This window comes from Pelotomaculum propionicicum (assembly GCF_004369225.1).
GTDB lineage: Bacteria > Bacillota > Desulfotomaculia > Desulfotomaculales > Pelotomaculaceae > Pelotomaculum_B > Pelotomaculum_B propionicicum.
In genome coordinates this window covers 16,505-39,856 of record NZ_QFFZ01000016.1, presented here as the reverse complement: position 1 = coordinate 39,856, position 23,352 = coordinate 16,505, and the positions used below count along the sequence as shown (strand labels likewise).

Sequence of the window (23,352 nt, the reverse complement as noted above, 5' to 3'; positions counted from 1 at the left end):
GCTATTATTTAAACAGGCCGGCAAACTCACCATACCCTTCTTTTTCAAGGTCTTCTTCAGGTACAAACCGCAGGGCGGCGGAATTGATGCAGTAACGAAGCCCGGTAGGAGCCGGCCCATCCTGGAAGACGTGGCCGAGGTGTGAATCACCTTTTTTGCTCCGGACCTCAGTGCGGACCATGCCGTGGCTGAGGTCTTCCCGCGGCATTACGTTTTCCTCCCGCAGCGGCCTGGTAAAGCTGGGCCAGCCGCAGCCCGCATCGAATTTGTCACGCGAACTGAAAAGCGGCTCACCTGAAATTATATCAACATATATCCCGCTGCGCCTGTTGTCCCAGTACTCATTTTTAAAGGGCGGCTCTGTGGCGTTATTCTGCGTCACCTCATACTGCAATTTCGTGAGCTTATCTTTCAGCATCTCTTTACCCGGCTTTTGGCTATGACCCCAGTGCTTTTCTCGTATGGGGTCAGGCCAGGGTCAAAGGTGGCCTGCACCGCCTCGTAGTGTCCTGTTTCACCCGCGCATACTTCTTTGTAAGAAGGGTTTTCCTTATGCCCGCCCGTATAACCGGGCAGTACTCTAATCACCCCCCCTCATCTCTTCAAAAGGCGCCACCATGCACCAGAAACAGCCTCCCGCGAAAGTGGCAAGCTCATAACCAGCCTCGCCTGAGTGACCGGTCACCAGATTCCCTCCGTTCAACAAGTTAATTTTTTATATTATGGTCTTTTTTATTTACAAAATTGCATTGAACAAATATCCTATGCAGACAATTGACAAACCAACTATTCCGAAATAGGATGCCAATAGTTTTGGTTTTAATACCTGCTTGAGGATGATCGCTTCAGGCAGGGACAGCGCCGTTACAGCCATCATAAAAGACAAAGCAGTGCCCATGGCCATGCCTGTCCTAACCAGTTCCTTCACTACAGGGATCATGCCCGCAGCGTTGGAATACAATGGGATGCCAATAATAACCGCCAACGGGACAGCCAGAGGGTTACCCGCGCCTGCGTATTGAGCCAGGAAACCGGCCGGGGCGTAGCCGTGCATGGCCGCTCCAATACCAATGCCTACAATTACCCAAATCCACACTTTTTGCAAGATCCACTTGGTATAAGCTATCGATTGGACGACCCGGTCTTTTAAAAGCAGTTCGGGATCATCAGCGCCGCAGTCACATTGTGAGTTGGGTATCTGGTACACATATTCCTCCACCAGGTGCTCCAACTTCAGCCGGCCTAATACCATACCGGCAATTATGGCTATGACTACTCCGCTGACAATATAAATTAAAGCTATCTTCCAGCCGAACATCAGCCAGAGCATCCCCAGAGCAACTTCATTTACCATCGGTGAAGATATCAGAAATGAAAATGTCACGCCAAGCGGGACCCCCGCTTCAACGAAACCGATAAACATCGGCACCGCTGAGCAACTTCAGAAAGGTGTGAGAATACCCATTAGCGCCGCAATAACGTTGCCGATAAACTCCCGTTTTTGCCCGAGTATTTTTCTGGTTTTCTCAGGCGGGAAAAAGCTCCTGATCATGGCAATGATGAAAATGATCAGAATCAGCAAGAACAATATTTTCACTGTGTCGTAAAGAAAGAAATTTATAGCGGAACCCAGGTGTGATTCGGGTGATAATCCTATTAAATTGTAAACCAGATAATCAACAGCTTGCTGCCACATAGAATTACCCCCGTTTTGTCATTTCACTGGTAATGATCTCTTTTAACTTTTCCTTGGGCGGAACCATCCCGGTAAGCTTTACCTGTCCGTTAATAATCAGGGCTGGTGTCCGCAATATTCCATAAGAAGCAATTTCTTTGAAATCCCTTACGTGAGAGACATTTACTCTTTCATTTAGGTCGGCTAAAACTTCCATTACCATTTGCTCAAGTTTATTGCATTTCGCACAGCCTGCACCCATTACCTTAATATCCATCCTATTTACACCGCCTTTCTTCTTTTGTCCATTGGTTATCCCGCCCCCTGCAAATCATGGTTGAAGTATTTCCGCTTAAAGCCCAGGGCGACATTAACCAGGCCGATCATCACCGGCACCTCAATCAGTGGGCCGATAACCGCGGCAAAAGCCTGGCCGGAATCAATACTGAACACCGCCACGGCTACCGCGATAGCCAGTTCGAAGTTGTTGCTGGCGGCGGTGAAAGCAAGCGTCGTGCTCTGGCCGTAATTGACCCGGAATGATTTGCTGAGGAAAAAGGACAGGAAAAACATGATTACGAAGTAAACAAGCAGCGGTATGGCGATTCTAACCACATCGCCCGGCAGGGTAATGATATAGCTGCCTTTTAAAGAAAACATCACGACAATCGTAAATAAAAGGGCGATTAGAGCGAGGGGGCTGATCTTCGGGATGAATTTTTTCTCATACCATTCTTTACCCTTGGACGGCATCAGGGAAAACCTGGTAATAACTCCGGCAAGAAATGGTATGCCAAGGTAAATCGCCACACTCTTAGCAACTTCCGACATGGAAATATGAATGACCATCGACTTCATGCCCAGCCACTGGGGCACGATAGTTACAAAAAAATACGCGTAAACTGAAAAGAACAGCACCTGGAATATTGAGTTCAAGGCTACCAGCGCCGCCGCGTATTCCGAATCACCTTTGGCCAGCGAGTTCCAGATAATAACCATGGCGATGCAGCGGGCCAGGCCGATGATAATGATGCCCACCATATATTCCGGGTAATTCTGCAAAAAGATAATAGCAAGAAAGAACATCAAGACGGGTCCGATAAACCAGTTTTGGACCAGAGAGAGCCCCAGGACCTTGCCGTTTTTAAATACCTTCCCAATTTCCTCATACTTCACCTTGGCCAAAGGTGGATACATCATCACGATCAGGCCGATGGCGATAGGGATCGAGGTGGTCCCAATCTGAAATTTCTTGAGAAGGTTTGCCACTTCTGGAACAACATAGCCCAGCCCTACGCCAAAAAACATAGCCAGAAAGATCCACACGGTCAAATAGCGGTCAAGCAGGGACAATTTTGCCGAAGCTTTTTCAGACATACTTCTAGTTACCTCCTATTTCTTCTTAATATGGAACTTATTCTGATCATGCATCCTCCTCGCAAAACCCGGGCTCGCAGCCTAATTCTCTGCAGAGATCGGGATTTTGCCGGAGCAGCGAGGGTTTAGGCGAAGAACAGGAAAAACAGGAAAGCTCTTCAAGAAATTGATTCATCTGTTGCAAACATTCCTTCAAGCCCTCTTTATTTAAGGTGTAAAATACGTTTTTCCCCTCTTTCTGACTATTAATCAGATTTGCCTGTTTTAAGATTTTTATATGATGCGCAATGGCCGGCTGAGACAGGCCGATGACCTGAATGATCTCGCAGGCGCCCATTTCCTGAGAGGCCAATAGTTTTAATATATTTTGCCTGTGTGCGTCTGCCAGGGCTTTCAATCTGTTGATCAATGCAAACACCCTCTCTCTATATATTTAAATAATTAAATATATAATTTTATTTTAAATTCAAACCATCTTAAATGCAAGCCCACTCAGTAAATAAAACACCTCCAATTTTCGGTAAAAATTGAAGGTGTAACAAATAAGTCCCCTGTAGGCCCAATTGTAGTCAACGGGCTTTTTTGCGCCGCCCCTGGCCTGGCTGACTGGTTTGCTTGACAGGAGCGCCTTTAGCAGCAGGCTTGGGACCAGTGACACCTGCGGCAGGCTTGCCTTCCTGCGGAGGGGCTTTTTTCAAACAGATATATTTATAATTTACAAATACAATCGCCGCATAGATAGGAATTGCCAGGGCAATCTTATAATTTCCCGGTATTTGGGGTACAGCAATCATGATGACTCCCATTAGAGTTACGCCAATGGCCAGCCAGCGCCATTTGACCAGTTCGCTCTTAAGCACTATCGTCACCTTAATCATTTAATAGTTAAGCACTAAGGCAATTCATTGTAACTTTAAACAGTTTAGGGCATATTCTAATTCATAAAAGTATGACTTCAAGGGAGGTTTGGTTAATACCCGGTACAACATCAACTGGTTCATCAGGATTAATCATATTTTTCTTTTTCCTGATCCTTTTCATAATGGTTGTTTTTCAATAAGCTTAAGCAGGTGAGAAAATAGCTATAAATTGATCTTATTAAGTTAATACTGCTTTTATCCTAATATTTATTATTTTTTTAATAACTTAACTGTTATTACTTTTTTTTCAACCACCCCAGGCTTATAGGGATGATTTTTGGCAACTCCAATTCTTGTTCAACGTAGTAAAGCAGTTTATTACAGCTTCTGCAGAAATACATCTCTTTTTTTTCACCCGGGAAAATCTCAACAGTTTCTCCGCAAGTACATGTTGTTTCTTTCTTGGCTTCCTTGTCCTTTTTAGTTTTTAATTTTTCCAGAAAAGATAACACTCTCTACACCTCTGTATAAAAATTAATATTAGAACTTGATAAAATATTATATCACACTAATTATAAAAAGATTCATACCATTCCATGTATTACCGTTTTTGTATTTTGATATATTATTAGTTAAATTAAAAAGACTTTAAAAGTTATTTTATCATACGTTAAATTTATGAAAAAATTTGTGCTTTTATATTTGACTATAAAAAATAATTAATTTATAATGCATTTATACAATCTAAAAGGAGATGTGATTATGGCTTTTGAAGTCTATAAACCCCGTTTCGAAAAAGAAGCGACTGTAGCAATTTCGAAAAATCATCTCACCCTAAATAAAAAACTTATGGACAAATTTGATACAAAATATGTTGAACTTGCTTTTGATCCAGACACCAAAACCATTAGAATTAAAGCATCAAACAATGAAAATGGTTTGATCCTTAACAAGAACAAGATAGGCGCCAGAGGTTTTTTCAAACACTTTAATATTCAGCAAAAGGGTAAATATAACGCGGTATATAATGAGAATGAAAAATCTATTATAGTAAGGTTCTAAGACTAACAAAAATTCTTTAATGTTAGCAAAGCAGGGTAGTGGACCCTGCTTTTTAGATCAGGGTTGCATCAGTTAATCAATTAATGCATATTATACCCAGATACAAAGCTGCGCTGCAGAATTTCAAGGAGTTGGATCAGTTCAGTGCTTTTTTCACTGAACATAGCCTGTTCCGCCACAGTGCTTGAGAGTTCGTCTATTCCCTGCCCGACATCACGCACCAGTAGTGCTTTAGGTCTAAACCTGCCCATTTTGTCCATACCCGCGGCAATCCCTTCTTCAATTAAAGCCCAGTCAGTCATTAAAACGAGGTTGCTCCTTTTGGTAATCACCGGCAGGTATTCCCACATGTCGAAGGTAAAACCGATAGAAATTACGTCCTCCTCGTCCCAACCTATTTGCAGCGCGACCATAAACCCGTCAGTTTCACCTGATTTCAATTCCCACTTAAACCAGTAATCAATTTCCTCGCCTTCGTGAAACCTGTTAAACAGCACTGACAGGTCTTGATCCAGAGCCGGTACCACCAGAACCACAGCCTGTTCCGTCTCCCCGATGAACTCCGGGAAGGCTATCTCTTTAAACATACCTTTTTTACCCCCAGATTAAAAAATAGAGGTACCAACTGGCTCATGCGCAGGGACTCTCCAGCCTATAATTCTTCTTATAATCCCTTTTTCAAGTTGGCCAATACCGGTTCTACCGATCTGGCCATGACCTGATATCCGGTTTCATTGGGGTGGGCCTCATCTGAAAAATAACCGGGATGTGCCGCCCCTGTGGCTTCAACCAGCAGCGGCGTGTAAAAATCCAAAACCGGCAGCAGCTCTTCATCCGCGAACTCTTTCATCCAAATCCTGAATGAATCAAGCTCACAGCTTGCGATTCCCACGTCGTCCGGCACAAAGTTGCCCAGGTTAAGGGGAGCGGGCAAACCTAATAAGGGGCAAATACCGTTTTCATAAGCTTCACCAACCAGGTCGGTAATACTCTCCTCGACTTCGTCCAGGCTATAGCCCATGAAAGCGTCATTCGCGCCGCCCATGATAATTACATAGGCCGGGTTAAACGGCGCCACGTCTCTCTTAAACCTCAGCCACATGCCGTGTGTGGTATCGCCGTTGGCTCCTTTATTGACCATTTTTATGCCAAGCGCCCTGCCGCAAATTTCAACCCAGGACGCCCCCGGGCCATAGGGAAAGCCGTAAGTGATGCTGTCTCCAAGGCAGACTACCCTTTTTCTCTCTGTATACTTATTGAATGCGCTGAGTCCTGTGTCATCAAAAAGCACAAAAGCAACTTCATCAAGGCTCGACCCCCTGGCGAGGTGGCGCCTCGCCTCACTCACCATGGTACTGGCTGACCGGTCAAAATCAAGCCCGCCGACACCAGTGCCCAAAGCAGGAAATGCTATGCTCTTCAAAGCCAGTTCTTCCGCCCGCAGCAGGGCGTTCCTGGTGGCTGCCCGCACCTTTGCCTCATCTGTGACCAGATCCTGACCCATGGCGGCAGCGTGGATCACATACCGCGCCGTAAGCGCGCCTGCCGCTGTTACAACCGCCTCACCCACCGGTACAGGCCCTTTGGCCACGGCCTCCGCCTCAATAGAATCGCCGCCCCTGCGCTTAATAGCGCCGGCCACACCTGCTCCCATCGTCAGGTGACTATTAGCAGCGTTAACAATTGCTTCAAATGGCAGATTCGTGATATCGCCTTTTATTGCTCTGATCATTTTAATCCCTCACAGATGATTTGCCATTCTATATTCGCCCTGTGGCTAGGTTTTCCTTCAGATCAAATATTTTTAACACCTTTCTTAATATATCTTTTTAAATAATGATAGATGAAATAGAGAGCCAGCGCGCCCAAGCCCACAAACGGCAGTTTTGAGTTCAGGTAGTAAGCGATGAGCTGGTAGTTATGGCCGAAAAACATGCCCACAGTCAGGTAAAGCACCCCCCACCCCAGAGTGAAAATTGAGTTGTAAAAAAGAAAGAACCCCGCACCTATGCGGCTTACCCCGGCCATGTAAGGGGTCAGATTACTAAGGCCAGGCAGAAAACGTCCAAAAACAATAAAAGCCGGCGCCGAACGGTCCAGCCAGGTCTGAGCTTTCTCAAACTGCCCGGGTGAAATATGCAGTAATTTGCCGCACTTTATAAAAAAAGGCTGGCCCAGGTATCTGCCGATCAGATAGGCGGTCATAGCACCGGCAGAATAACCGCACAGCGTTATTGCCAATGCGCTTACAAAGTTGATCCTGCCCTGCTCGACCAGGATACCGGTGACCATTACCATAATTCCACCAGGAAACGGAAGCCCCAGCGCCTCTATGAACACTCCCGCCAAAAGCCCGCCGAGGCCCAGTTTTGACAGATAATCAAGTATCAAATCAAACAAAAAAAATCCCACCTCCCGGTCTTCTGCATATAGAATACCCTGAGGCGGCAACTTTATAAGCCGGCAAGGGAGGGAAGCAAAAGAGTCCTCCTGCTTCCCTCCCTTGCTTTCGTATGCACTTTTTTTATATGGAAGAATAAACTAACTACCAAATAACACCAACATTCTGGGAGGTTAGCATGATGCCATATCCGATGGCGCCGGCAGGCAATCACCAATTGCCTCCGTTGCCTTACCCTTATAATGCTCTTGAGCCTGTAATCAGTTCCACAACCCTAAGATTCCACCATGACCACCACCATAAGTCCTATGTGGAGGGATTAAATAAAGCTGAACTCAAACTGGCGGAAGCCCGGCAGAAAAGAGATTTTGCGCTGGTAAAGCACTGGGAGCGGGAACTTGCTTTCCACGGTTCCGGCCATATCCTGCATAGTATTTACTGGACTGTCATGGCTCCTGTTGGCAGCGGCGGGCAGCCGGGTTCATTAACCCAAAATTTGATAACCAGCTATTTTGGCAGTTTTCCTGCTTTTCAGGAACAGTTTACTGAAGCGGCGATAAATGTGGAAGCTTCAGGTTGGGCAATTCTAGTCTGGCAGCCTGCCTGGAACCGGACGGAAATACTGACTGCCGAAAAACACCAAAATTTAACTCAATGGGGTGGTATCCCCGTGCTGGTCCTGGACGTATGGGAGCATGCCTACTACCTGGATTATCAATACCGGCGCGCTGATTACGTAAAAATCTGGTGGAAAATAGTTAACTGGCGAGAGGTTGACAGGAGATTTTTATCAGCAGTCCAGGGACAGCTGCCGCTGACTATGTGAAAAATTTAAAGTACTTTGGCTTTGCCTCTGTAGACCAGGCCTCTGAGCCCGTCTACGGTGACGGTGGCTCCGTCCGCAAGAATTTCGGTTGCGCGTTCCGCGCCTACTACTACAGGTAGATCATACTCCAGACAGACAATCGCGGCGTGCGAGGTAAGCCCGCCTGTTTCAGTGATTACCGCCCCTGCTTTGGCCATGGCGGGATTATATTCACTGTCTGTATCGGGCGCCACCAGGATATCACCCTGCTCAACCTTAGCCAGGGCTTCCCTGCTTGTGCGCGCAACCTTTACAGTCCCGGTAACCGCCCTGCTGCCGATCCCGGTGCCCCTGACCAGGATATCGCTCACCGTATGGACCCTGATCAGGTTGGTCGTCCCTTTAATACCCACCGGAATCCCGGCGGTAAACACTACCAGGTCGCCGCCTTTGATCAGGCCGGAGTTTAATGAGGCCTCAATAGCTTCAGCCATCATCTCATCGGTATTTTTAGTCACCCTGGCCAGTACAGGCTGGACCCCCCAGTTCAATGCCAGCTTCCGCATAACCTCCTGATGCGTGGTAACCGCGATAATAGGCGCCTGCGGGCGGTATTTGGAGACCATTTTAGCCGTATGGCCGGATTCGGTGGAACTGATAATGGCCGCCGCCCCCAGCGCATGGGCAATAGCGCAGGTGGCCAGGCCGATAGCGTTGGTCACAGTCTGCCTGGTAGAGATAGAACCCTCCCTGCCCAGCAGCTTGTCATACTGCAAAGCCGCTTCAGCTCGCTCGGCTATACGGGCCATTGTTTCCACAGCCTCCAGCGGGTGTTTCCCGGCGGCAGTCTCCCCGGAAAGCATCAGCGCGTCTGAGCCGTCAAAAATGGCGTTGGCCACATCACTGGCTTCAGCCCTGGTAGGCCTGGGGTTGTTGATCATCGACTCAAGCATCTGGGTGGCTGTAACCACCGGCTTGCCAAGCAGGTTGCATTTCTCTATAATCACTTTTTGCACCAGCGGCACTTCTTCCACAGGGATCTCCACCCCCAGGTCTCCTCTGGCCACCATGATCCCGTCGGATACTTTGATGATTTCATCCAGGTTATCTACTGCCTTCCTGCTTTCGATCTTGGCGATAATGTCAAGGCTGCCCCCGGCTTTTTCAATGATCTCTCTGATCGAAAGGACATCAGCAGATTTCCTGATAAAAGAAGCCGCTATGTAATCCAGCTTTTGTTCCACACCAAACCTTATGTCCTGGATATCCTTATCCGTAACAGCAGGCAGGTTATACGCCCCGCCCGGCACGTTGACTCCTTTTTGGCTGGTCAGCTCACCACCGTTTATCACCAGACAATTGATATCCTTATCGGCTGTCGATAAAACTCTGAGAGCGATTAAGCCATCCGCGACCATAATCGTATCGCCTTCCTTGACATCCCTGGGAAGGCCGGGGTAGGAGACAGGTATGCGTTCCCTGTCCCCCTTGACAGCCTCTGTGGTGAGTGTAACCTGAGCGCCCTCCTCAAGCAGGACCGGCTCTTTCTTAAAATAACCCAGACGGATCTCAGGCCCCTTGGTATCGAGCATAATGGCCACGTTTTTGCCAACAGCCGCGGCCGCCCTGCGTATGTTTGAAATACGGCGCCCGTGTTCTTCATGTGTGCCGTGTGAAAAATTAAGGCGGGCGACATTCATCCCTGCCAGAAGAAGTTTCTTCAGCATGTCCAGGCTGTCGCTGGCAGGCCCGATAGTACAAACTATTTTTGTTTTACGCACTTGCTTCCCTCCTGCAAAACAATGCTGCCCCGTTGCAACAATATTTCAACTTTAGAAACGGTTAGATGGACAGGGAAACTGCCAGATTGCACATTTCCGTGTCAATAGCCTTGGTCTGGCTTAAAGCCTCGTCGATATCCACAGCGATAATCTCCCCTGCCTTAACGCCAACCATGTCTTTTTTGGACCCGGCCATAAGCAGTTCCACAGCTCTGGCGCCCATGCGGCTGGCCAGGATCAAATCAGCGGCGGACGGCATGCCGCCCCGCTGCAGGTGCCCTAAGATAGTGACCTTAGTGTCAAAACCTGTGCGCTCCTTGATGATGCGGCCCACTTCTATGCCGCCGGCCACCCCTTCGGCAACCACTATGATACTGTGGAGTTTGCCGCGCTTGTAGCCCCGCATCAGCCGTTCACATATTTCGTCGTAGTTGAAAGGGCACTCAGGCACCAGGATTGACTCGGCGCCCCCGGCCAGGCCGGCGGCAAGCGCGATAAAACCGAAATGCCGGCCCATTACCTCAATGATAAAAGTTCGCTCGTGCGAGGTAGCGGTATCTCTGATTTTACTGATTGCCTCCACTGCGGTATTCACGGCCGTGTCAAACCCGATGCTCTGATCGGTGCCGGCAATATCATTGTCAATCGTGCCGGGCACTCCTATTACAGGCAGCCCATACTCCTGGTGGAATACACTGGCGCCGCGAAACGACCCGTCCCCCCCGATCACCACCAGGCCCTGGATGCCAAATCGCTTTACGTTTTCATTCGCTTTAGCCCGCCCTTCAGGTGTCATAAAATGGTCCGAACGGGCAGTATGCAGGATCGTACCTCCCCTGTGAATAATACCGGCGACGGAACCCAGGTTCATCGGGTACATATCGGCTTCAATAAAACCGTTAAAGCCCCGTTTTATTCCCATAACCTCGAGGCCATGGTAGATAGCTTTGCGCGCCACAGCCCTGATACAGGCGTTCATACCGGGTGAATCCCCGCCGCTGGTCAATAAAGCAATTCTTTGCAACAGCACTTACCTCCTGTCGGTATAGCCACTGTTATATATATTGCCTTTAGCGGCGCCAATTTATTACGCGCAAGAGGGTCAGGCATTTAACTTATCATCTTGCTGCTGATTCCTTTAAATGCAAATAAGTTACCGCCTGACCCTCTTTTATTTTTTTGTCGGCGCCTGCTGTAATTAATCCGCCAAATTCCCTATGGAGCGGTATTTTTCGTATCTCCGGGCAAGCAGCGCCTCGGGTGCAAGTTCTAAAAGCTCCTCCATAGTTTCAGCTATCGCTTCGCCTAAAAATCCCGCGGCGGCTGCAGGGTCACGGTGCGCGCCCCCTACAGGCTCGGGCACAATTTTATCGGCCACCCCAAGCTTCTGGATGTCACGGGCGACAATCCGGATGGTCTCCGCAGCCTCGCGGTTGCGGGTGGAGTCCTTCCATAAAATACTGGCGTAACCTTCCGGGGTGATTACAGAATAGATTGAGTGCTCCTGCATTAAAATCCGGTCCCCCACCCCGATCCCCAGGGCGCCGCCGCTAAAACCTTCACCAATAACAACCGCTATAATCGGCACTTTGAGAGTGGCCATAATTAGTATGCTTCTGGCGATGGCCTCAAACTGGCCCCTTTCCTCAGCGCCGATACCTGGGTAAGCTCCGGGTGTATCAATAAAACAGACCACCGGGCGGTTGAACTTTTCCGCCTGCTTCATCAGGCGCATAGCCTTGCGGTAGCCCTCCGGGTGGGCCATGCCAAAATTTCTGGCCAGGTTTTCCTTGGTGTCTTTCCCTTTAAGCTGGCCGATGACTGTTACGGGTCGCCCGTTAAAACGGCCGATACCGCCTATTACCGCCGGGTCGTCGCCATAATAACGGTCCCCGTGCATTTCAATGAAATCCTGAAAGAGATAATTAATATAATCAGAGGTGTTGGGGCGCTCCGGATGGCGCGCTATCAGCACGTGCTGCCACGCGGTAAGGTTGCTGTATATTAATTCCCTGACTTCCACAGCCCTTTTTTCTAAAATGGCTATTTCATTTGACAGGTCAATACCCTTTTCTTTAGAAAAAGTGCGCAATTCACTTATTTTATTTTCCAGCTCCTGGATCGGCTTTTCAAACTCTAAAATGGCCGCCATACTCTATTGTTCCCCCTGCAGATGTAGTTTCAAGAGTTTGGCCAGGGTTTCTTTCATTTGGGACCGGGGTACTATCTTGTCAACAAAACCGTGCTGTTCAAAGAACTCGGCCCGCTGGAAACCTTCCGGCAGTTTTTGGCGTATGGTCTGCTCGATTACCCTTGGACCGGTAAAGCCGATCATGGCCTCCGGCTCCGCCAGAATTATATCGCCAAGCGCGGCGAAACTGGCGCTGACACCGCCGGTAGTGGGGTCTGTAAGCACGGATATGTACAGCTGACCCGCCTCACTCAGCCTGGCCAGAGCTTCAACTGTTTTGGCCAGCTGCATTAAAGACAGGATTCCCTCCTGCATGCGCGCACCGCCCGAAGCGGCAAAGATAATCAGTGGTTTCTTTTGCGCAGCCGCTGCTTCAATGGCCCTGGTAATCTTCTCACCCACTACGGTACCCATACTACCCATCATGAAGTTGGTGTCCATGATCGCTGTGATCACCGGAACACCCTCAATGGACCCCTCACCGGCCACCACCGCTTCATTGAGCCCGCTTTTATCACGCGCTTCCCTTAATTTTCTTTCATAGTCAGCCAGTTTAAAAGGGTTGACCGGAAGGATACCGGCGTCAATCTCCCGGAAGCTTCCCTCATCTAAAATCATTTTAATACGTTCGGCAGCCTTCAGCCGGAAGTGGAAACCGCATTTATGACAAACCTTATAATTCTTGTCCAGATCTTTATTTAAAAGGATTTCTTCGCAGCGAGAACACTTGATCCAAATACCATCGGGGATATCGCGGTTTTCAGTGTCAGGCTGAACTGTAGTTTGCTTTTGTTTGCGGAAAGCTTCCAAAACCAAAATAAACACCCCTTGCCCTAAATGGAATTAAGTATCTCCATGGCTTCATCAACCTCTGACTCGCATACCAGAATCTCGACCGAGCAGGCGTTATTAGCCTGAGGCAGGCCTATTGCCCTTAATTTCACCAGAAAACCCTCAGTGGTTAGAATCTTTTTCAGCCTTTCCGCCTCATTCTTAGTTGGCGCAATATAGACCACCGTCCACACATTGAAGCCTCCTCAAAGAGATTTTGGCGGCACGCCTATGTTTTTCTACCAGCATGGCCGGGATTCCTCTTTTTCAAATGAAAATAATATACCCAGAGCTTTCGCTCTGGATACTAGAGCTAACACTGGTAAAACTCTAGGCTTCTCATATTAATCATCTGTCCTGATGGGGCCGTGTTTGGTCAAAAGCTCAACTTTCCCCCTGATTTTGATAGCGGAGGTATGCTCAGTAAACTGGGCGATCATTATCTCTCCCTTATCCAGTTTTTCTGAATGGTGAAACCTCGTGTCTTTGCCGCGGGTCAGCCCGATAATGGTAACACCGTTTTCCAGCGCTTTTATTACCACATACTCTCCTGTGATTTCCCACATCTCAGGCAAAAAAAGTCACCTCTTAGATTTCCATTTTCAGTTGATATATTTTAACACACAAGCCACTGTTTGGCAAGGATTGGATATTACCAGGGCTTAATATGGCGGAAACATGCTAAAGTTCCAGGATGCTGAAAAAGCTTCCGCTTTTTTTAGTTTGTCTGCCAACCTGCCCTTTTTGCCGGGGCTGACCGGTTAAAGACCCGTAATCGCCTGCCGTCCCATTAACAGTCTTGACCACGGCAGCCCTGGGGGAGACGGTTGTTTTCCTTTTTACTTTCACCATCGCCCGTCCCAGGAGATCTTCCAACCTGGCTATGACCGGCCCGGTAAGGTCTACCCAGAAATCTTCCCCTGCTTTGATTACCTTTTTTTCGCTTGCGAAATGCAAAAATACCGGTGAACTACCCTGGTAGCTGCTCAGAATAAGCTGTACCTGGTCCAGCAATGGTGATGCCGCGCTTTCAATTTTTAAGTGCAGTTCACCTTCCAGATAGCTTTCCAGGGTAGAGATCTCATCCCCGATTACTTTTGTGTCATCACCATTTTCCCTGGACTTGCCCTTTACCACAACCACCTCATCAGGTTTGATCACCAGGCGGTACTGGTTATAAGGGCGGGGGTAAAAAACAACTTCGACAGTCCCGGTAAGATCCTCCAAAGTAAGGATGGCCATGGGGTCTCCCTTGCGGGTACTGGTTTTTTTGACCCCGGTAATCAGGCCGCCCAACACTACCTCACTGTCGTCAGGCATCTCCGCAAGCTCCGCCGCCGTTGCGGTGCACAATGTGTTTAAAGCGTCACGGTACTGGGAAAGGGGGTGGCCGCTGATATAAAGGCCGAGCGTTTCCTTTTCCATAGCCAACAGTTCGGATACTGGGAATTCCCCTACTTCCGGCAGGGTGATACTGACCGCCTCGCGGCTGTCACCGAGAAAATCCAGGAGTGACAGCTGCCCGTTCTCTCTTTCGCGCTGGGACTGCTGGGCCAGACCCAGCCCTGAATCCACAGACGCCATCAACTGCGCCCGCCGGTAGCCCAGGGAGTCAAAAGCGCCGCACTTAATCAGGCTCTCCAGCACCCTCCTGTTGACCACCTTCGTGTCCAGGCGCCTGCAAAAATCAGCATAATCGTTAAAAGGACCGTCCTGTTCCCTGGCCCGGATGATGGACTCCACAGCCCCCAGGCCGACATTCTTCACCGCGGCCAGACCAAAGCGGATCTTATTGCCGGCTACGGAAAAGCTTTCCCGGCTCTCATTTACATCCGGCGGCAGCACTTCTATCCCCAGCCGCCTGCATTCTTCAATATAGGCGGACACTTTATCAGCGTTATCTTTTACTGAAGTGAGCAAAGCCGCCATGTACTGCTGCGCGTAATTAGCCTTCAAGTAGGCGGTCTGGTAAGAAACCATGGCATAAGCAGCGCTGTGGGACTTATTGAAGCCGTAGCCGGCGAAATATTCCATCAGGTCAAAAATCTGCCCGGCTATTTCCACGTCCACACCGTTATTCTTGGCGCCTTCGACAAACTGGGAGCGCAGGCTGGCAATAATCTCGGGCTTCTTCTTGCCCATGGCGCGGCGCAGCAAATCAGCCTCACCCAGGCTGAAGCCTGCCAGTTCGCTGGAGATGCGCATGACCTGCTCCTGGTAGAGAATGACGCCGTAAGTGTCTCTTAAAATAGGCTCCAATTTGGGGTGAAGGTACTTTGTCTTTTTGATCCCGTGCTTATTTTTAGTAAAGTCCTCCACCATGCCGCTGCCCAGCGGTCCCGGGCGGTACAAGGCCACCAGCGCCACAATATCTTCAAACAATTCGGGCTTGAGGTCGCGCAGGATGGAGCGCATACCGCTGCTCTCCAACTGGAACACACCGGCGGTTTCACCCCGGCAAAGCAGCTCATAAGTCGGCGGGTCATCCAACGGTATTTTATCTATATCCAGATTTTCTCCGGTGCTTTCGGCAATTAACCTGACCGCGTCACTGATTACCGTCAGCGTCCTTAAGCCGAGCAGGTCCATTTTCAGCAGGCCCAGTTCTTCCACAGTGCCCATGGCGAACTGAGTGGTCACCGGACCGTCGGAAGCTTTGTACAAGGGGACATAATTAGTCAGCGGCTCAGGCGTGATTACTATGCCCGCGGCATGGGTGGAAGCGTGCCTGGGCATCCCCTCCAGGGCCGCGGCGGTGTCGATTAGCTTTTTCACCTCTTCTTTTTGGTCATAAAGTTCCTTCAATTCAGGCGCGTCATTTAAGGCTTTTTCTATAGTCACATGGAGTTCGGCCGGCACCAGCTTGGCCACCTTGTCCACGTCGCCGTACGGCAAGCTCAGCGCCCTTCCCACATCCCTGATGGCGGCCCGGGCCGCCATGGTGCCGAAGGTAATGATCTGCGCCACCCGGTCGGCGCCGTACTTCCGCACTACATAATCAATCATTTCCCCCCTGCGCTCGTAACAAACGTCGGTGTCAATGTCCGGCATCGACACTCTCTCAGGATTTAGGAACACATTGTTAACCTGCAGGCTCTTTATCCTGCAGTTCTGCACGTTGCCGTGCAGGTCAGACTATCTCATCACCACTGAATTTAACATACTTGCGTTTCAGATATAAATTTGAACCTTATTATAGTTAGACCCTTCAAATAGAACATTTGTTCCCTGCGGAGGAATATTTTCAATGGTGCCGGGCGCTCGTGGAGCCATTATTCTTGGGAGTCAGGCTCTAGTCGTTAGACCTTCTACGCTATCAAAGCCCAGCGCAGCTTGGTACGGGGTTGTCCACGTGGTGGGAGTTTCCCCGTTTCACCCGGTTTAACGAGCGCATTCCTTTTACGCTCGAACAGCAACCCGTACTTCAGCGGGTCGATGTTGGTTATGCCCAGGCTGTAGGCCACCAGACTGCCGGCGGCGGAGCCGCGGCCGGGGCCGACCGGTATCCCGCTCTGCCTGGCAAAATGAATGAAGTCCCAGACGATCAGGAAATAGGCCGAGTAGCCCATTTGTTTGATAACACCAAGTTCAAACTTCATCCTTTCTTTAATCTGGCTGTTCAGCTCGCCATAGACCCTCTGGACACCCTGGTAACAGAGCTCTTCCAGGTAAGTGTCGGCATTGTACCCCTCAGGCACAACATAATGGGGCAGTAAGTACTTGCCGAAGCTGATCTCCACATTGCAGCGTCCGGCAATTTCCAGGGTATTCCGCAGCGCTGCGGGCTGTTCGCCGAAAAGCATGTTCATTTCCTCGGGGCTCTTCAGGTACAGCTCCTCAGATTGAAACTTCATCCTGCCGGGGTCGTCAACACTCCTGCCGGTCTGAATAGCCAGCAGCACATCCTGGTTTGCGGCGTCGGCACGCCGGACATAGTGCACATCGTTGGTCGCGACCAGGGGGATGTTCATTGACTTGTGAATTTCCAGCAGCCCCTTGTTGGCCTGCCGCTGCTCGGCAAAGCCGTGGTCCTGCAGTTCCAGGAAAAAGTTTTCAGGCCCGAAGATATCCCGGTAGTTGCCGGCCGCCTGGCGGGCCTTTTCCATATCCCCGTCCAGTACCCTGGCTGCCACCTCGCCGGCGATGCAGCCGCTTAAAGCAATTAAACCCTTGCTGTGTGCGGCCAGTGTTTCCTTGTCAACCCTGGGTTTGTAATAAAAACCCCTGGTAAAGCCCTGAGAAACAAGGTCCAGCAGGTTGCGGTAGCCTTCTTCGTTTTCCGCCAGTAAGACCAGGTGGTTCAGGTTGTCATCAACCTTGGGGGTCCTGTCATCCATGGTGCGTGGCGCCACATATACCTCACAGCCCAGGATAGGCTTGATCCCGGTATTTTTGCAGGTCTTATAAAATTCAATCACGCCGTGCATGGCGCCGTGATCGGTAATGGCCAGGGCGGGCATACCCATTTCAGCCGCCCGGGCTACCGCCTTTTTGATGCGGGCCGCGCCGTCCAAAAGGCTATATTCCGAATGAAGGTGCAGGTGAACGAACAAATCATTTTCACCTCCTTGTCCAGATTTACTCTTATATTATACATCTATTATTAACAGTCAACACCTCTAAACCAGGTCCGCCCACTCTCCATCTGTAATTATCTGCAACTGCTCCATAGTTACAGGCAGTGCTGAATGGGGTGTACCGGCGGCAGCGTAGACTACCGGAAACCGGTACATGGAATCATCAAGCAGAATAAGCATTTTTTCATTAAGAGCCAGCGGGCAAACCCCTCCCACGGGATACCCGGTAATGCGCTTAACTGTTTCGGGGTCAGCCATCCTTACCTTAGATGCGCCAAGCCGCCTCTTAAGTTTACCACTCTTAATCTTATTGTCGCCGCTGGCCACAACCAATACCGGTTTTTCATCGGCAAGAAACACCAGTGTTTTGGCTATCTGGCCTACTTCCACACCAAGGGCGGCTGCAGCCAGCTCACAAGTGCTGGTGTTCTCTTCCAATTCTATTATTTTCAGACCCATATTGTATTGGTCCAGGAAGGACTGGACTTTTTCTATAACAGTCATAAAAACCCCCCTCCTTTTTCATCTCCAGGAGGATTATACCTTATTATGACCTTTGGAAACAAGGTTTGACATACTTTGGCCGGATTGAAAACATTCCAAACAAATACCATACCAGGGTATCTAATCATAATATTACGAAAGTCATAATAAATATATTACTCGTTAAATAAAGATACTACACCTAAATAACATGCGTTAAATATAATATACCCTAATGGGTATATTATATTTCCAATCACATACACTTGTTTCGCTTTTGTCCTGTCACCTGGCTGAAAAAATTGAAAACAGCTTGCGCGATGACAAAGATATAAAGGTGCCGCTTACCGAATTCATAGACGTATTTAAAAAGTTTTCTTAAAAAAGATACTACAGTGTCAGTAAGGTTTTTCACCGCGTTGAATTCCAATATGACTTATGTTAAGTGATAATATACTCCCCAAAAACAAATCCCCTCTATTATCAGGGGCAAAACTTTTCGCAGTGTAATTCTTGGCTTGATATTTGCAGTACTGGGCACCCAATTTTTGCTGGTCTGGGGGGACCTGAACAGAATGGGACTGGCCATGGTGAGGGTGCTTTTATCGATAAGACAGAAACGTATAAAAATGCCGCTTAGAGAATTTACCTTATACTATTTATTAAAGCTACGCCTCTTGCGTAGCTTTTTGTTTGATTAGATTTATTCTTCTAAAACGTTACGCCAAACCTTGAAAACCTTGCTGCCGCAACGCCTCATAAAGAATTATCGCCGCCGAATTTCCCAGGTTTAATGAGCGTGCTCCTTTTAGCATTGGAATGCGGATCTGGTTTTCAGGGAAACTACATAATATCTCCTGAGAAAGACCAGCTGTCTCTTTGCCAAAGACCAGAAAAGAGCCGGGTTCGTAAAGCATTTCGGTATAAGATTTGGCAGCTTTGGTGGTAGCCAGGTAAAAGCTATGTTCAGAGTGGCTTTCTACAACTTCCTGGAAGCTTTCGTAATAGAAAATATTTACCATGTCCCAATAGTCCAAACCTGCGCGTTTTAAATACTTATCCTCAGTGGAAAAACCCAGAGGACGTACCAGGTGCAGGGTTGTACCGGTAACAGCGCAGGTCCTGGCTATATTGCCCGTATTGGCTGGTATCTCCGGCTCAACGAGTACAATATTCAGACGTCTCACTCCCCATTCGCCGGGTAACGGCAAAATTCTATTAAACAGCATTCCCCGCAGGCCGGTTTTCTGGCGGAACAGACTTTGCGGCCGTGCGCGATTAGCCAGTGGTGCATTGACATCCTGTCCCGCGGAGGGATGCAGCCTGCCAGGTCTTCCTCCACTTTGCCGGGGTCACGTGCACATGAGAGTCCCAGCCTGCGCGCTACCCGGTAGACATGCGTGTCAACAGGCAGAGCGTCACCGCCATAGGCCACGCCCACGATTACACCCGCTGTTTTCCGCCCCACACCCGGCAGCGCTTCCAGATCCTTCCGGTTTTGCGGCACAAGGCCTCCGTGCTTTTTTAGAATTTCCCTGGAAGCGTCTATAATATATTTGCTTTTATTGCGGTACAGCCCGCACCCTTTTATTTCAGCCGACAGTTCATCGTAAGACAGCCCGGCAAAATCCCCCGGTGTGTTATATTTCTTAAAAAGACCGGCGGTAATGCGGTTTACCTGCTTATCAGTGCATTGGGCCGATAGAATAGCTGCCACCAGCAGCTCAAATGTACTGTTAAAAACCAAAGCGGTACCCGCGTCAGGGTAATGCCCGGCAAGTACTTTCATAATAAGATTTACCTGCCAAGACTTATCACAATTATAGTTGCTTTTCATAATATTTAACTTCCTGTATAATTTCTGCCTTATTGGTTATCATTTTCAACAATGTCTTAGCTTTCTTCATTATTAAATTTTTTTCGGCAGGATGTTTTAACAAACTGTAAATAAAGCTTTTCTTTCCGGGCAATAATAAAAAAAGCTTCACAGATAGTCCAATTATACCACGAATTATTGGAAGGTAATCTTTTCTTATTTTTAAAGGGGGACTCTTGATGTATGTTTTTTTTCTGATCATATTGTTAATACTGGCGGCTGCGGCAGGTATTTTTTTATGGCCTGCTAAACGCGGCGGCACTCAAAAATTAAAGGCCCTGCCCCGGCCTTTTTTTGAGACCGAATCAGCCGAAGAACTTGGCGTAAGCATACCTGCTTCGGCCAGGCCGGCGCCTTTTTCTCCGGAAATCCAACTGCCCCGCAGCTACGGGGTTGACCGCCTGGTCTTACTGGCGCGCGACCCGCGCTGGCTGTTTGCATACTGGGAAATAACCGCAACCAAACAGGAGGAATTTGCCGGCGCATTCGGTCCTGCAGCCTGGCTCTCCACACACCCGGTACTAAGAGTTTACGACGTTACCGGTGTGGATTTTAACGGTCAAAACGCCAATAAATATTTTGACTTTCACGTGGATGAACATATTGACAACTGGCACATCGAGGTGGGCGAGCCAGACCGTTCTTTCTGCGTGGATTTGGGCCGCCTGTTTCCGGACGGCCGTTTTGTCACATTACTGCGCTCCAACATAGTCACAACCCCCAGGGGCTCGCTGTCCGGCCGCCTGGATGAAGAGTGGATGTGGATTGAAGGCATTTACCGCTCTACCGGCAGATTTCAATACGGTACCAGTTCTCCCCTGATCATCGAAGAACTTGCCTTACGCAAAGGGGAGATCCCCCTCGGTATAACCTCCCCCGGCCACTGGAACCCGGGAAAATAAGAAGTGAGAAGTGAGAAGTGAGTCTGAAGATACTCTTAATGGTTAAAAGACCTCAAAGGAATACAGTATATACCCACGACTCACGTCTCACGGCCCACGACTAAAATGAAAGGAGTATTTTACTTTTATGTCCAAAGGATACCTTTGTTTTGTTTTACACGCGCACCTGCCTTACGTGCGACATCCCGAACATGAAGATTTTCTTGAAGAAAAATGGCTCTACGAAGCCATTACAGAAACGTATATTCCCCTGATTCAGGTTTTTGACCGCCTCCTGTCAGACAATGTAAAATTCAGGCTTACTGTTACTCTTTCACCGCCCTTAATTTCTATGCTTACCGACCCTCTGCTGCAGGAACGTTATGTCAGACACCTGGCCAAACTCATAGAGCTGGCGGAAAAAGAAGAAGGCCGCACTTACGGAAGTCCTTTTCACCAGCCGGCCCTGATGTACAAAGCACGTTTCCGGCAGGCCATGCATGCTTTTTGTGACCAATACGGCCGCAATCTTGTTAACGCTTTCAAAAAATTTCAGGACTGCGGCAGGCTGGAAGTGATCACCTGTGCCGCGACCCACGGTTACCTGCCTCTGATGATGCTCAACCCCGAGGCTGTAAACGCCCAGGTCAGGGCGGCAGTGGATTTGCACACCCGTCATCTCGGCAGGCCGCCGCACGGTATCTGGCTGCCTGAATGCGCTTACGCGCCCGGTGTGGATGAAATATTAAAAAGAAACGGTCTGAAGTTCTTTTTCACTGACACCCACGGCGTGCTTTACGCTTCACACCGGCCGCGCTTCGGCATCTTCGCCCCCATTTATTGCCCTTCCGGGGTAGCCGCTTTCGGCCGGGACACCGAATCCTCCAAGCAGGTCTGGAGCAGCCAGGAAGGTTATCCCGGCGACTATGATTACAGGGAATTTTACCGTGACATAGGATACGACCTTGATTTTGAATATATAAAACCTTACATCCACCCGGATGGAATAAGAGTACATACCGGGCTTAAATACTACAAAATAACAGGCAAAGTTGACCTTAGTCAAAAAGAACCGTATGACCCCTGGCGGGCGGAAGAAAAAGCCGCTCAGCACGCGGGCAATTTTATGTTTAACCGGGAGCACCAGATCCTTCACCTGGCCGGCATGATGGACAGACCGCCAATTATTGTGGCTCCTTATGACGCCGAGCTTTTTGGCCACTGGTGGTTTGAGGGGCCGGCCTGGCTGGAATACCTCATCCGGAAAATCGCTTACGATCAGGATACGATTGAACTCGTAACACCCAGTGATTACCTGCAAAGGTTCTCCTGCAACCAGGTGGCCGTACCCTGCTCATCAAGCTGGGGCAACAAGGGATATCATGAAGTGTGGCTGTGCGGGGCAAATGATTGGATTTACCGCCACCTGCATATGGCCTCGGACATGATGACGGCGCTGGCCAACAGCAGGCGCGGCGCCAGCGGCGTCCTAAGAAGGGCTTTAAACCAGGCCGCCCGTGAATTAATGCTGGCGCAAAGCAGTGACTGGGCTTTTATTATGAGTACAGGTACCATGGTGGAATACGCGGTCAGGAGAACCAAAACCCATATCAACAATTTCCTCGGGCTGCACGATCAAATACAGGGCAACCGAATTGATGAGGGGTGGCTGAGAGATCTGGAATACCGCCATAACATTTTCCCTGACCTGGAATACAGCTGGTACCAGACTCCGGCGCCGGAGGCAAAAGCAGTCTAAAATCCATGGGCATTCATGGGGACATAGCTCGGCCTTAAAGTAAGGCCCCAAATAGAGATGTGTCCCCTTTCCTTTATGCTCGGCCTTTAAGTAAGGCTCAAAATAGAGATGTGTCCCCATTCCTAATTACTAACCTTTTCTTTTTTTGAAAAGGTTTTTATTTTTGTTAAACTAATGGTTTATTTGCTGGTTATCTTATTTCATACCACCATTTACTCCTTGATTCTTAGAGAAAACTCAAATATAGTCTTATATGAAACTTTTGAATTAACTTAGTAGTTATTTTATTATTTGATAAATGTTTAAGTGTTACCATAAAAAAACAAATAGTAGAAAGGGATGCGTAAAAATGCGTAAAGTTCTGTTGTTGGTTATTGTTTCACTGCTGATGTCGGTAGTTTTTGCTTCCGCGGCATATGCCCACCCGTCCAGGGATGTTGTTTTCTACGGCAATGAGCAAAGCGGCTCTGTAAGTTACGGTGATCATGGTTACAGCTGGTACCATTCCGATTCTGACAGCGATTACTCAAGCCCCATTATTGGCAGCTGGAGCTACTATTATGACCGTGACGGAAACAAACACTACTACCACAAACAAAACAACCGCTGGAGAGCAGACCATTATTTCAAATGGGTGTCTGACCGCGACGGTGAGTGGAATTACTATGTGGACGCTAATGGCGTAAGTCATTATTTCTACCTTGACCCGGACCGTGAGTATGAAGTATACAGCTATAAGGACGCTAATGGCGCCACACAATATGAATTCGTAGATGTAGGTTGGAAGGCTTAG

25 protein-coding genes and 3 pseudogenes are annotated in these 23,352 nt (G+C 48.8%); 5 read left to right on the top strand and 23 right to left on the bottom strand.

The features are described from left to right. Positions 1 to 4: 4 nt before the first annotated feature. The 9 genes and pseudogenes from msrB to Pmgp_RS08920 all read right to left on the bottom strand — a co-directional run bounded on the left by msrB (position 5) and on the right by Pmgp_RS08920 (position 4,424). Positions 5 to 418 carry a peptide-methionine (R)-S-oxide reductase MsrB gene (msrB, locus tag Pmgp_RS08950; protein WP_205077999.1) on the bottom strand — a complete coding sequence of 138 codons (414 nt, stop codon included), beginning with the start codon at positions 416 to 418 and terminating at the stop codon, positions 5 to 7. Further along, positions 412 to 588: a peptide-methionine (S)-S-oxide reductase gene (locus tag Pmgp_RS20995; RefSeq protein WP_486644365.1), complete on the bottom strand. Its 177-nt coding sequence runs from the start codon at positions 586 to 588 to the stop codon at positions 412 to 414. Before Pmgp_RS20995 ends, msrB begins: the two co-directional genes overlap by 7 nt. Continuing rightward, positions 581 to 685, bottom strand: coding sequence for a peptide-methionine (S)-S-oxide reductase (locus Pmgp_RS20990; RefSeq protein ID WP_486644364.1), 105 nt, complete (start codon positions 683 to 685; stop codon positions 581 to 583). The genes Pmgp_RS20995 and Pmgp_RS20990 overlap by 8 nt, the downstream gene beginning before the upstream one ends. A 51-nt stretch (positions 686 to 736) precedes the next feature. After that, positions 737 to 1,696, bottom strand: a pseudogene (locus tag Pmgp_RS08945) (permease). Positions 1,697 to 1,700: 4 nt separating this feature from the next. Next, positions 1,701 to 1,952 (bottom strand): thioredoxin family protein, encoded by a 252-nt coding sequence (locus Pmgp_RS08940; RefSeq protein ID WP_134213642.1) that lies wholly within the window; start codon positions 1,950 to 1,952, stop codon positions 1,701 to 1,703. Positions 1,953 to 1,987: 35 nt separating this feature from the next. Continuing rightward, positions 1,988 to 3,052, bottom strand: coding sequence for an ACR3 family arsenite efflux transporter (gene arsB, locus Pmgp_RS08935; RefSeq protein ID WP_134213641.1), 1,065 nt, complete (start codon positions 3,050 to 3,052; stop codon positions 1,988 to 1,990). Positions 3,053 to 3,098: 46 nt separating this feature from the next. Continuing rightward, positions 3,099 to 3,461, bottom strand: a complete 363-nt coding sequence (locus Pmgp_RS08930) for an ArsR/SmtB family transcription factor (RefSeq protein ID WP_192902861.1) — start codon at positions 3,459 to 3,461, stop codon at positions 3,099 to 3,101. 160 nt (positions 3,462 to 3,621) lie between these two features. Further along, positions 3,622 to 3,912: a hypothetical protein gene (locus Pmgp_RS08925; protein WP_134213639.1), complete on the bottom strand. Its 291-nt coding sequence runs from the start codon at positions 3,910 to 3,912 to the stop codon at positions 3,622 to 3,624. A 296-nt stretch (positions 3,913 to 4,208) separates the two neighbouring features. Continuing rightward, a complete protein-coding gene (locus Pmgp_RS08920; RefSeq protein ID WP_134213638.1) occupies positions 4,209 to 4,424 on the bottom strand; it encodes a hypothetical protein in 216 nt (71 codons plus the stop codon). A 250-nt stretch (positions 4,425 to 4,674) separates the two neighbouring features. On the opposite strand from Pmgp_RS08920, the gene Pmgp_RS08915 reads away from it, so the two are divergent. Continuing rightward, a complete protein-coding gene (locus Pmgp_RS08915) occupies positions 4,675 to 4,974 on the top strand; it encodes a hypothetical protein (RefSeq protein ID WP_134213637.1) in 300 nt (99 codons plus the stop codon). Between the two features lie 80 nt (positions 4,975 to 5,054). Here Pmgp_RS08915 and Pmgp_RS08910 read toward each other — a convergent pair whose 3' ends face one another. The 3 genes from Pmgp_RS08910 to Pmgp_RS08900 form a co-directional block, all read right to left on the bottom strand. Then, positions 5,055 to 5,561, bottom strand: a complete 507-nt coding sequence (locus Pmgp_RS08910; RefSeq protein ID WP_134213636.1) for a hypothetical protein — start codon at positions 5,559 to 5,561, stop codon at positions 5,055 to 5,057. Positions 5,562 to 5,638: 77 nt separating this feature from the next. Then, positions 5,639 to 6,706 (bottom strand): macro domain-containing protein, encoded by a 1,068-nt coding sequence (locus Pmgp_RS19720; RefSeq protein ID WP_192902860.1) that lies wholly within the window; start codon positions 6,704 to 6,706, stop codon positions 5,639 to 5,641. A gap of 62 nt (positions 6,707 to 6,768) precedes the next feature. Then, on the bottom strand, positions 6,769 to 7,374 hold the full coding sequence (locus Pmgp_RS08900) for a DedA family protein (protein ID WP_134213635.1): 606 nt from the start codon (positions 7,372 to 7,374) through the stop codon (positions 6,769 to 6,771). Between the two features lie 182 nt (positions 7,375 to 7,556). On the opposite strand from Pmgp_RS08900, the gene Pmgp_RS08895 reads away from it, so the two are divergent. Further along, on the top strand, positions 7,557 to 8,201 hold the full coding sequence (locus Pmgp_RS08895; RefSeq protein WP_134213670.1) for a superoxide dismutase: 645 nt from the start codon (positions 7,557 to 7,559) through the stop codon (positions 8,199 to 8,201). Positions 8,202 to 8,206: 5 nt separating this feature from the next. On the opposite strand, the gene pyk is transcribed toward Pmgp_RS08895, so the two are convergent. The 11 genes and pseudogenes from pyk to nth form a co-directional block, all read right to left on the bottom strand. Continuing rightward, entirely contained in the window at positions 8,207 to 9,961 is a 1,755-nt protein-coding gene (gene pyk / locus Pmgp_RS08890) for a pyruvate kinase (protein WP_134213634.1), read from the bottom strand. Positions 9,962 to 10,022: 61 nt separating this feature from the next. Beyond that, positions 10,023 to 10,985 (bottom strand): 6-phosphofructokinase, encoded by a 963-nt coding sequence (gene pfkA / locus Pmgp_RS08885; RefSeq protein WP_134213633.1) that lies wholly within the window; start codon positions 10,983 to 10,985, stop codon positions 10,023 to 10,025. Between the two features lie 174 nt (positions 10,986 to 11,159). Next, positions 11,160 to 12,113, bottom strand: coding sequence for an acetyl-CoA carboxylase carboxyltransferase subunit alpha (locus Pmgp_RS08880; protein ID WP_134213632.1), 954 nt, complete (start codon positions 12,111 to 12,113; stop codon positions 11,160 to 11,162). 3 nt (positions 12,114 to 12,116) lie between these two features. Then, entirely contained in the window at positions 12,117 to 12,968 is an 852-nt protein-coding gene (gene accD / locus Pmgp_RS08875) for an acetyl-CoA carboxylase, carboxyltransferase subunit beta (protein ID WP_134213631.1), read from the bottom strand. A gap of 17 nt (positions 12,969 to 12,985) precedes the next feature. Beyond that, on the bottom strand, positions 12,986 to 13,177 hold the full coding sequence (locus Pmgp_RS08870; RefSeq protein WP_134213630.1) for a glutamate decarboxylase: 192 nt from the start codon (positions 13,175 to 13,177) through the stop codon (positions 12,986 to 12,988). A 150-nt stretch (positions 13,178 to 13,327) separates the two neighbouring features. Further along, positions 13,328 to 13,549, bottom strand: a complete 222-nt coding sequence (gene mtrB, locus Pmgp_RS08865) for a trp RNA-binding attenuation protein MtrB (protein ID WP_427910025.1) — start codon at positions 13,547 to 13,549, stop codon at positions 13,328 to 13,330. A 115-nt stretch (positions 13,550 to 13,664) separates the two neighbouring features. Continuing rightward, positions 13,665 to 16,058 (bottom strand): annotated as a pseudogene (dnaE, locus tag Pmgp_RS08860) (DNA polymerase III subunit alpha); the annotation flags it as partial. 317 nt (positions 16,059 to 16,375) lie between these two features. After that, a pseudogene (dnaE, locus tag Pmgp_RS08855) lies at positions 16,376 to 17,536 on the bottom strand (DNA polymerase III subunit alpha); the annotation flags it as partial. A gap of 66 nt (positions 17,537 to 17,602) precedes the next feature. Then, positions 17,603 to 18,064 (bottom strand): YbaK/EbsC family protein, encoded by a 462-nt coding sequence (locus Pmgp_RS08850; RefSeq protein ID WP_134213628.1) that lies wholly within the window; start codon positions 18,062 to 18,064, stop codon positions 17,603 to 17,605. A 698-nt stretch (positions 18,065 to 18,762) separates the two neighbouring features. Then, positions 18,763 to 19,230 carry a tRNA (uridine(34)/cytosine(34)/5-carboxymethylaminomethyluridine(34)-2'-O)-methyltransferase TrmL gene (gene trmL, locus Pmgp_RS08845; protein ID WP_486644363.1) on the bottom strand — a complete coding sequence of 156 codons (468 nt, stop codon included), beginning with the start codon at positions 19,228 to 19,230 and terminating at the stop codon, positions 18,763 to 18,765. Continuing rightward, the gene (gene nth / locus Pmgp_RS08840) at positions 19,227 to 19,832 is read right to left on the bottom strand and encodes an endonuclease III (RefSeq protein WP_243119785.1); all 606 of its coding nucleotides are present in this window, start codon (positions 19,830 to 19,832) and stop codon (positions 19,227 to 19,229) included. Before nth ends, trmL begins: the two co-directional genes overlap by 4 nt. A gap of 266 nt (positions 19,833 to 20,098) precedes the next feature. Here nth and Pmgp_RS08830 point away from each other — a divergent pair, with 266 nt between their 5' ends. From Pmgp_RS08830 to Pmgp_RS08820, 3 genes are all read left to right on the top strand, one after another. Further along, complete coding sequence (locus Pmgp_RS08830; RefSeq protein ID WP_134213624.1) at positions 20,099 to 20,821, top strand: DUF4912 domain-containing protein; 723 nt, start codon at positions 20,099 to 20,101, stop codon at positions 20,819 to 20,821. A gap of 127 nt (positions 20,822 to 20,948) precedes the next feature. Then, entirely contained in the window at positions 20,949 to 22,559 is a 1,611-nt protein-coding gene (locus tag Pmgp_RS08825) for a glycoside hydrolase family 57 protein (RefSeq protein ID WP_134213623.1), read from the top strand. A gap of 349 nt (positions 22,560 to 22,908) precedes the next feature. Further along, on the top strand, positions 22,909 to 23,352 hold the full coding sequence (locus tag Pmgp_RS08820; RefSeq protein WP_134213622.1) for a hypothetical protein: 444 nt from the start codon (positions 22,909 to 22,911) through the stop codon (positions 23,350 to 23,352).

Coding starts and splice junctions, on each gene's coding strand:
- msrB (WP_205077999.1), bottom strand. CDS start 418: ATGCTGAAAGATAAGCTCACGAAATTGCAGTATGAGGTGACGCAGAAT.
- Pmgp_RS08940 (WP_134213642.1), bottom strand. CDS start 1,952: ATGGATATTAAGGTAATGGGTGCAGGCTGTGCGAAATGCAATAAACTT.
- arsB (WP_134213641.1), bottom strand. CDS start 3,052: ATGTCTGAAAAAGCTTCGGCAAAATTGTCCCTGCTTGACCGCTATTTG.
- Pmgp_RS08915 (WP_134213637.1), top strand. CDS start 4,675: ATGGCTTTTGAAGTCTATAAACCCCGTTTCGAAAAAGAAGCGACTGTA.
- Pmgp_RS08910 (WP_134213636.1), bottom strand. CDS start 5,561: ATGTTTAAAGAGATAGCCTTCCCGGAGTTCATCGGGGAGACGGAACAG.
- Pmgp_RS19720 (WP_192902860.1), bottom strand. CDS start 6,706: ATGATCAGAGCAATAAAAGGCGATATCACGAATCTGCCATTTGAAGCA.
- Pmgp_RS08895 (WP_134213670.1), top strand. CDS start 7,557: ATGCCATATCCGATGGCGCCGGCAGGCAATCACCAATTGCCTCCGTTG.
- Pmgp_RS08880 (WP_134213632.1), bottom strand. CDS start 12,113: ATGGCGGCCATTTTAGAGTTTGAAAAGCCGATCCAGGAGCTGGAAAAT.
- mtrB (WP_427910025.1), bottom strand. CDS start 13,549: ATGTGGGAAATCACAGGAGAGTATGTGGTAATAAAAGCGCTGGAAAAC.
- Pmgp_RS08850 (WP_134213628.1), bottom strand. CDS start 18,064: ATGACTGTTATAGAAAAAGTCCAGTCCTTCCTGGACCAATACAATATG.
- nth (WP_243119785.1), bottom strand. CDS start 19,832: ATGAAAGTACTTGCCGGGCATTACCCTGACGCGGGTACCGCTTTGGTT.
- Pmgp_RS08830 (WP_134213624.1), top strand. CDS start 20,099: ATGTATGTTTTTTTTCTGATCATATTGTTAATACTGGCGGCTGCGGCA.
- Pmgp_RS08825 (WP_134213623.1), top strand. CDS start 20,949: ATGTCCAAAGGATACCTTTGTTTTGTTTTACACGCGCACCTGCCTTAC.
- Pmgp_RS08820 (WP_134213622.1), top strand. CDS start 22,909: ATGCGTAAAGTTCTGTTGTTGGTTATTGTTTCACTGCTGATGTCGGTA.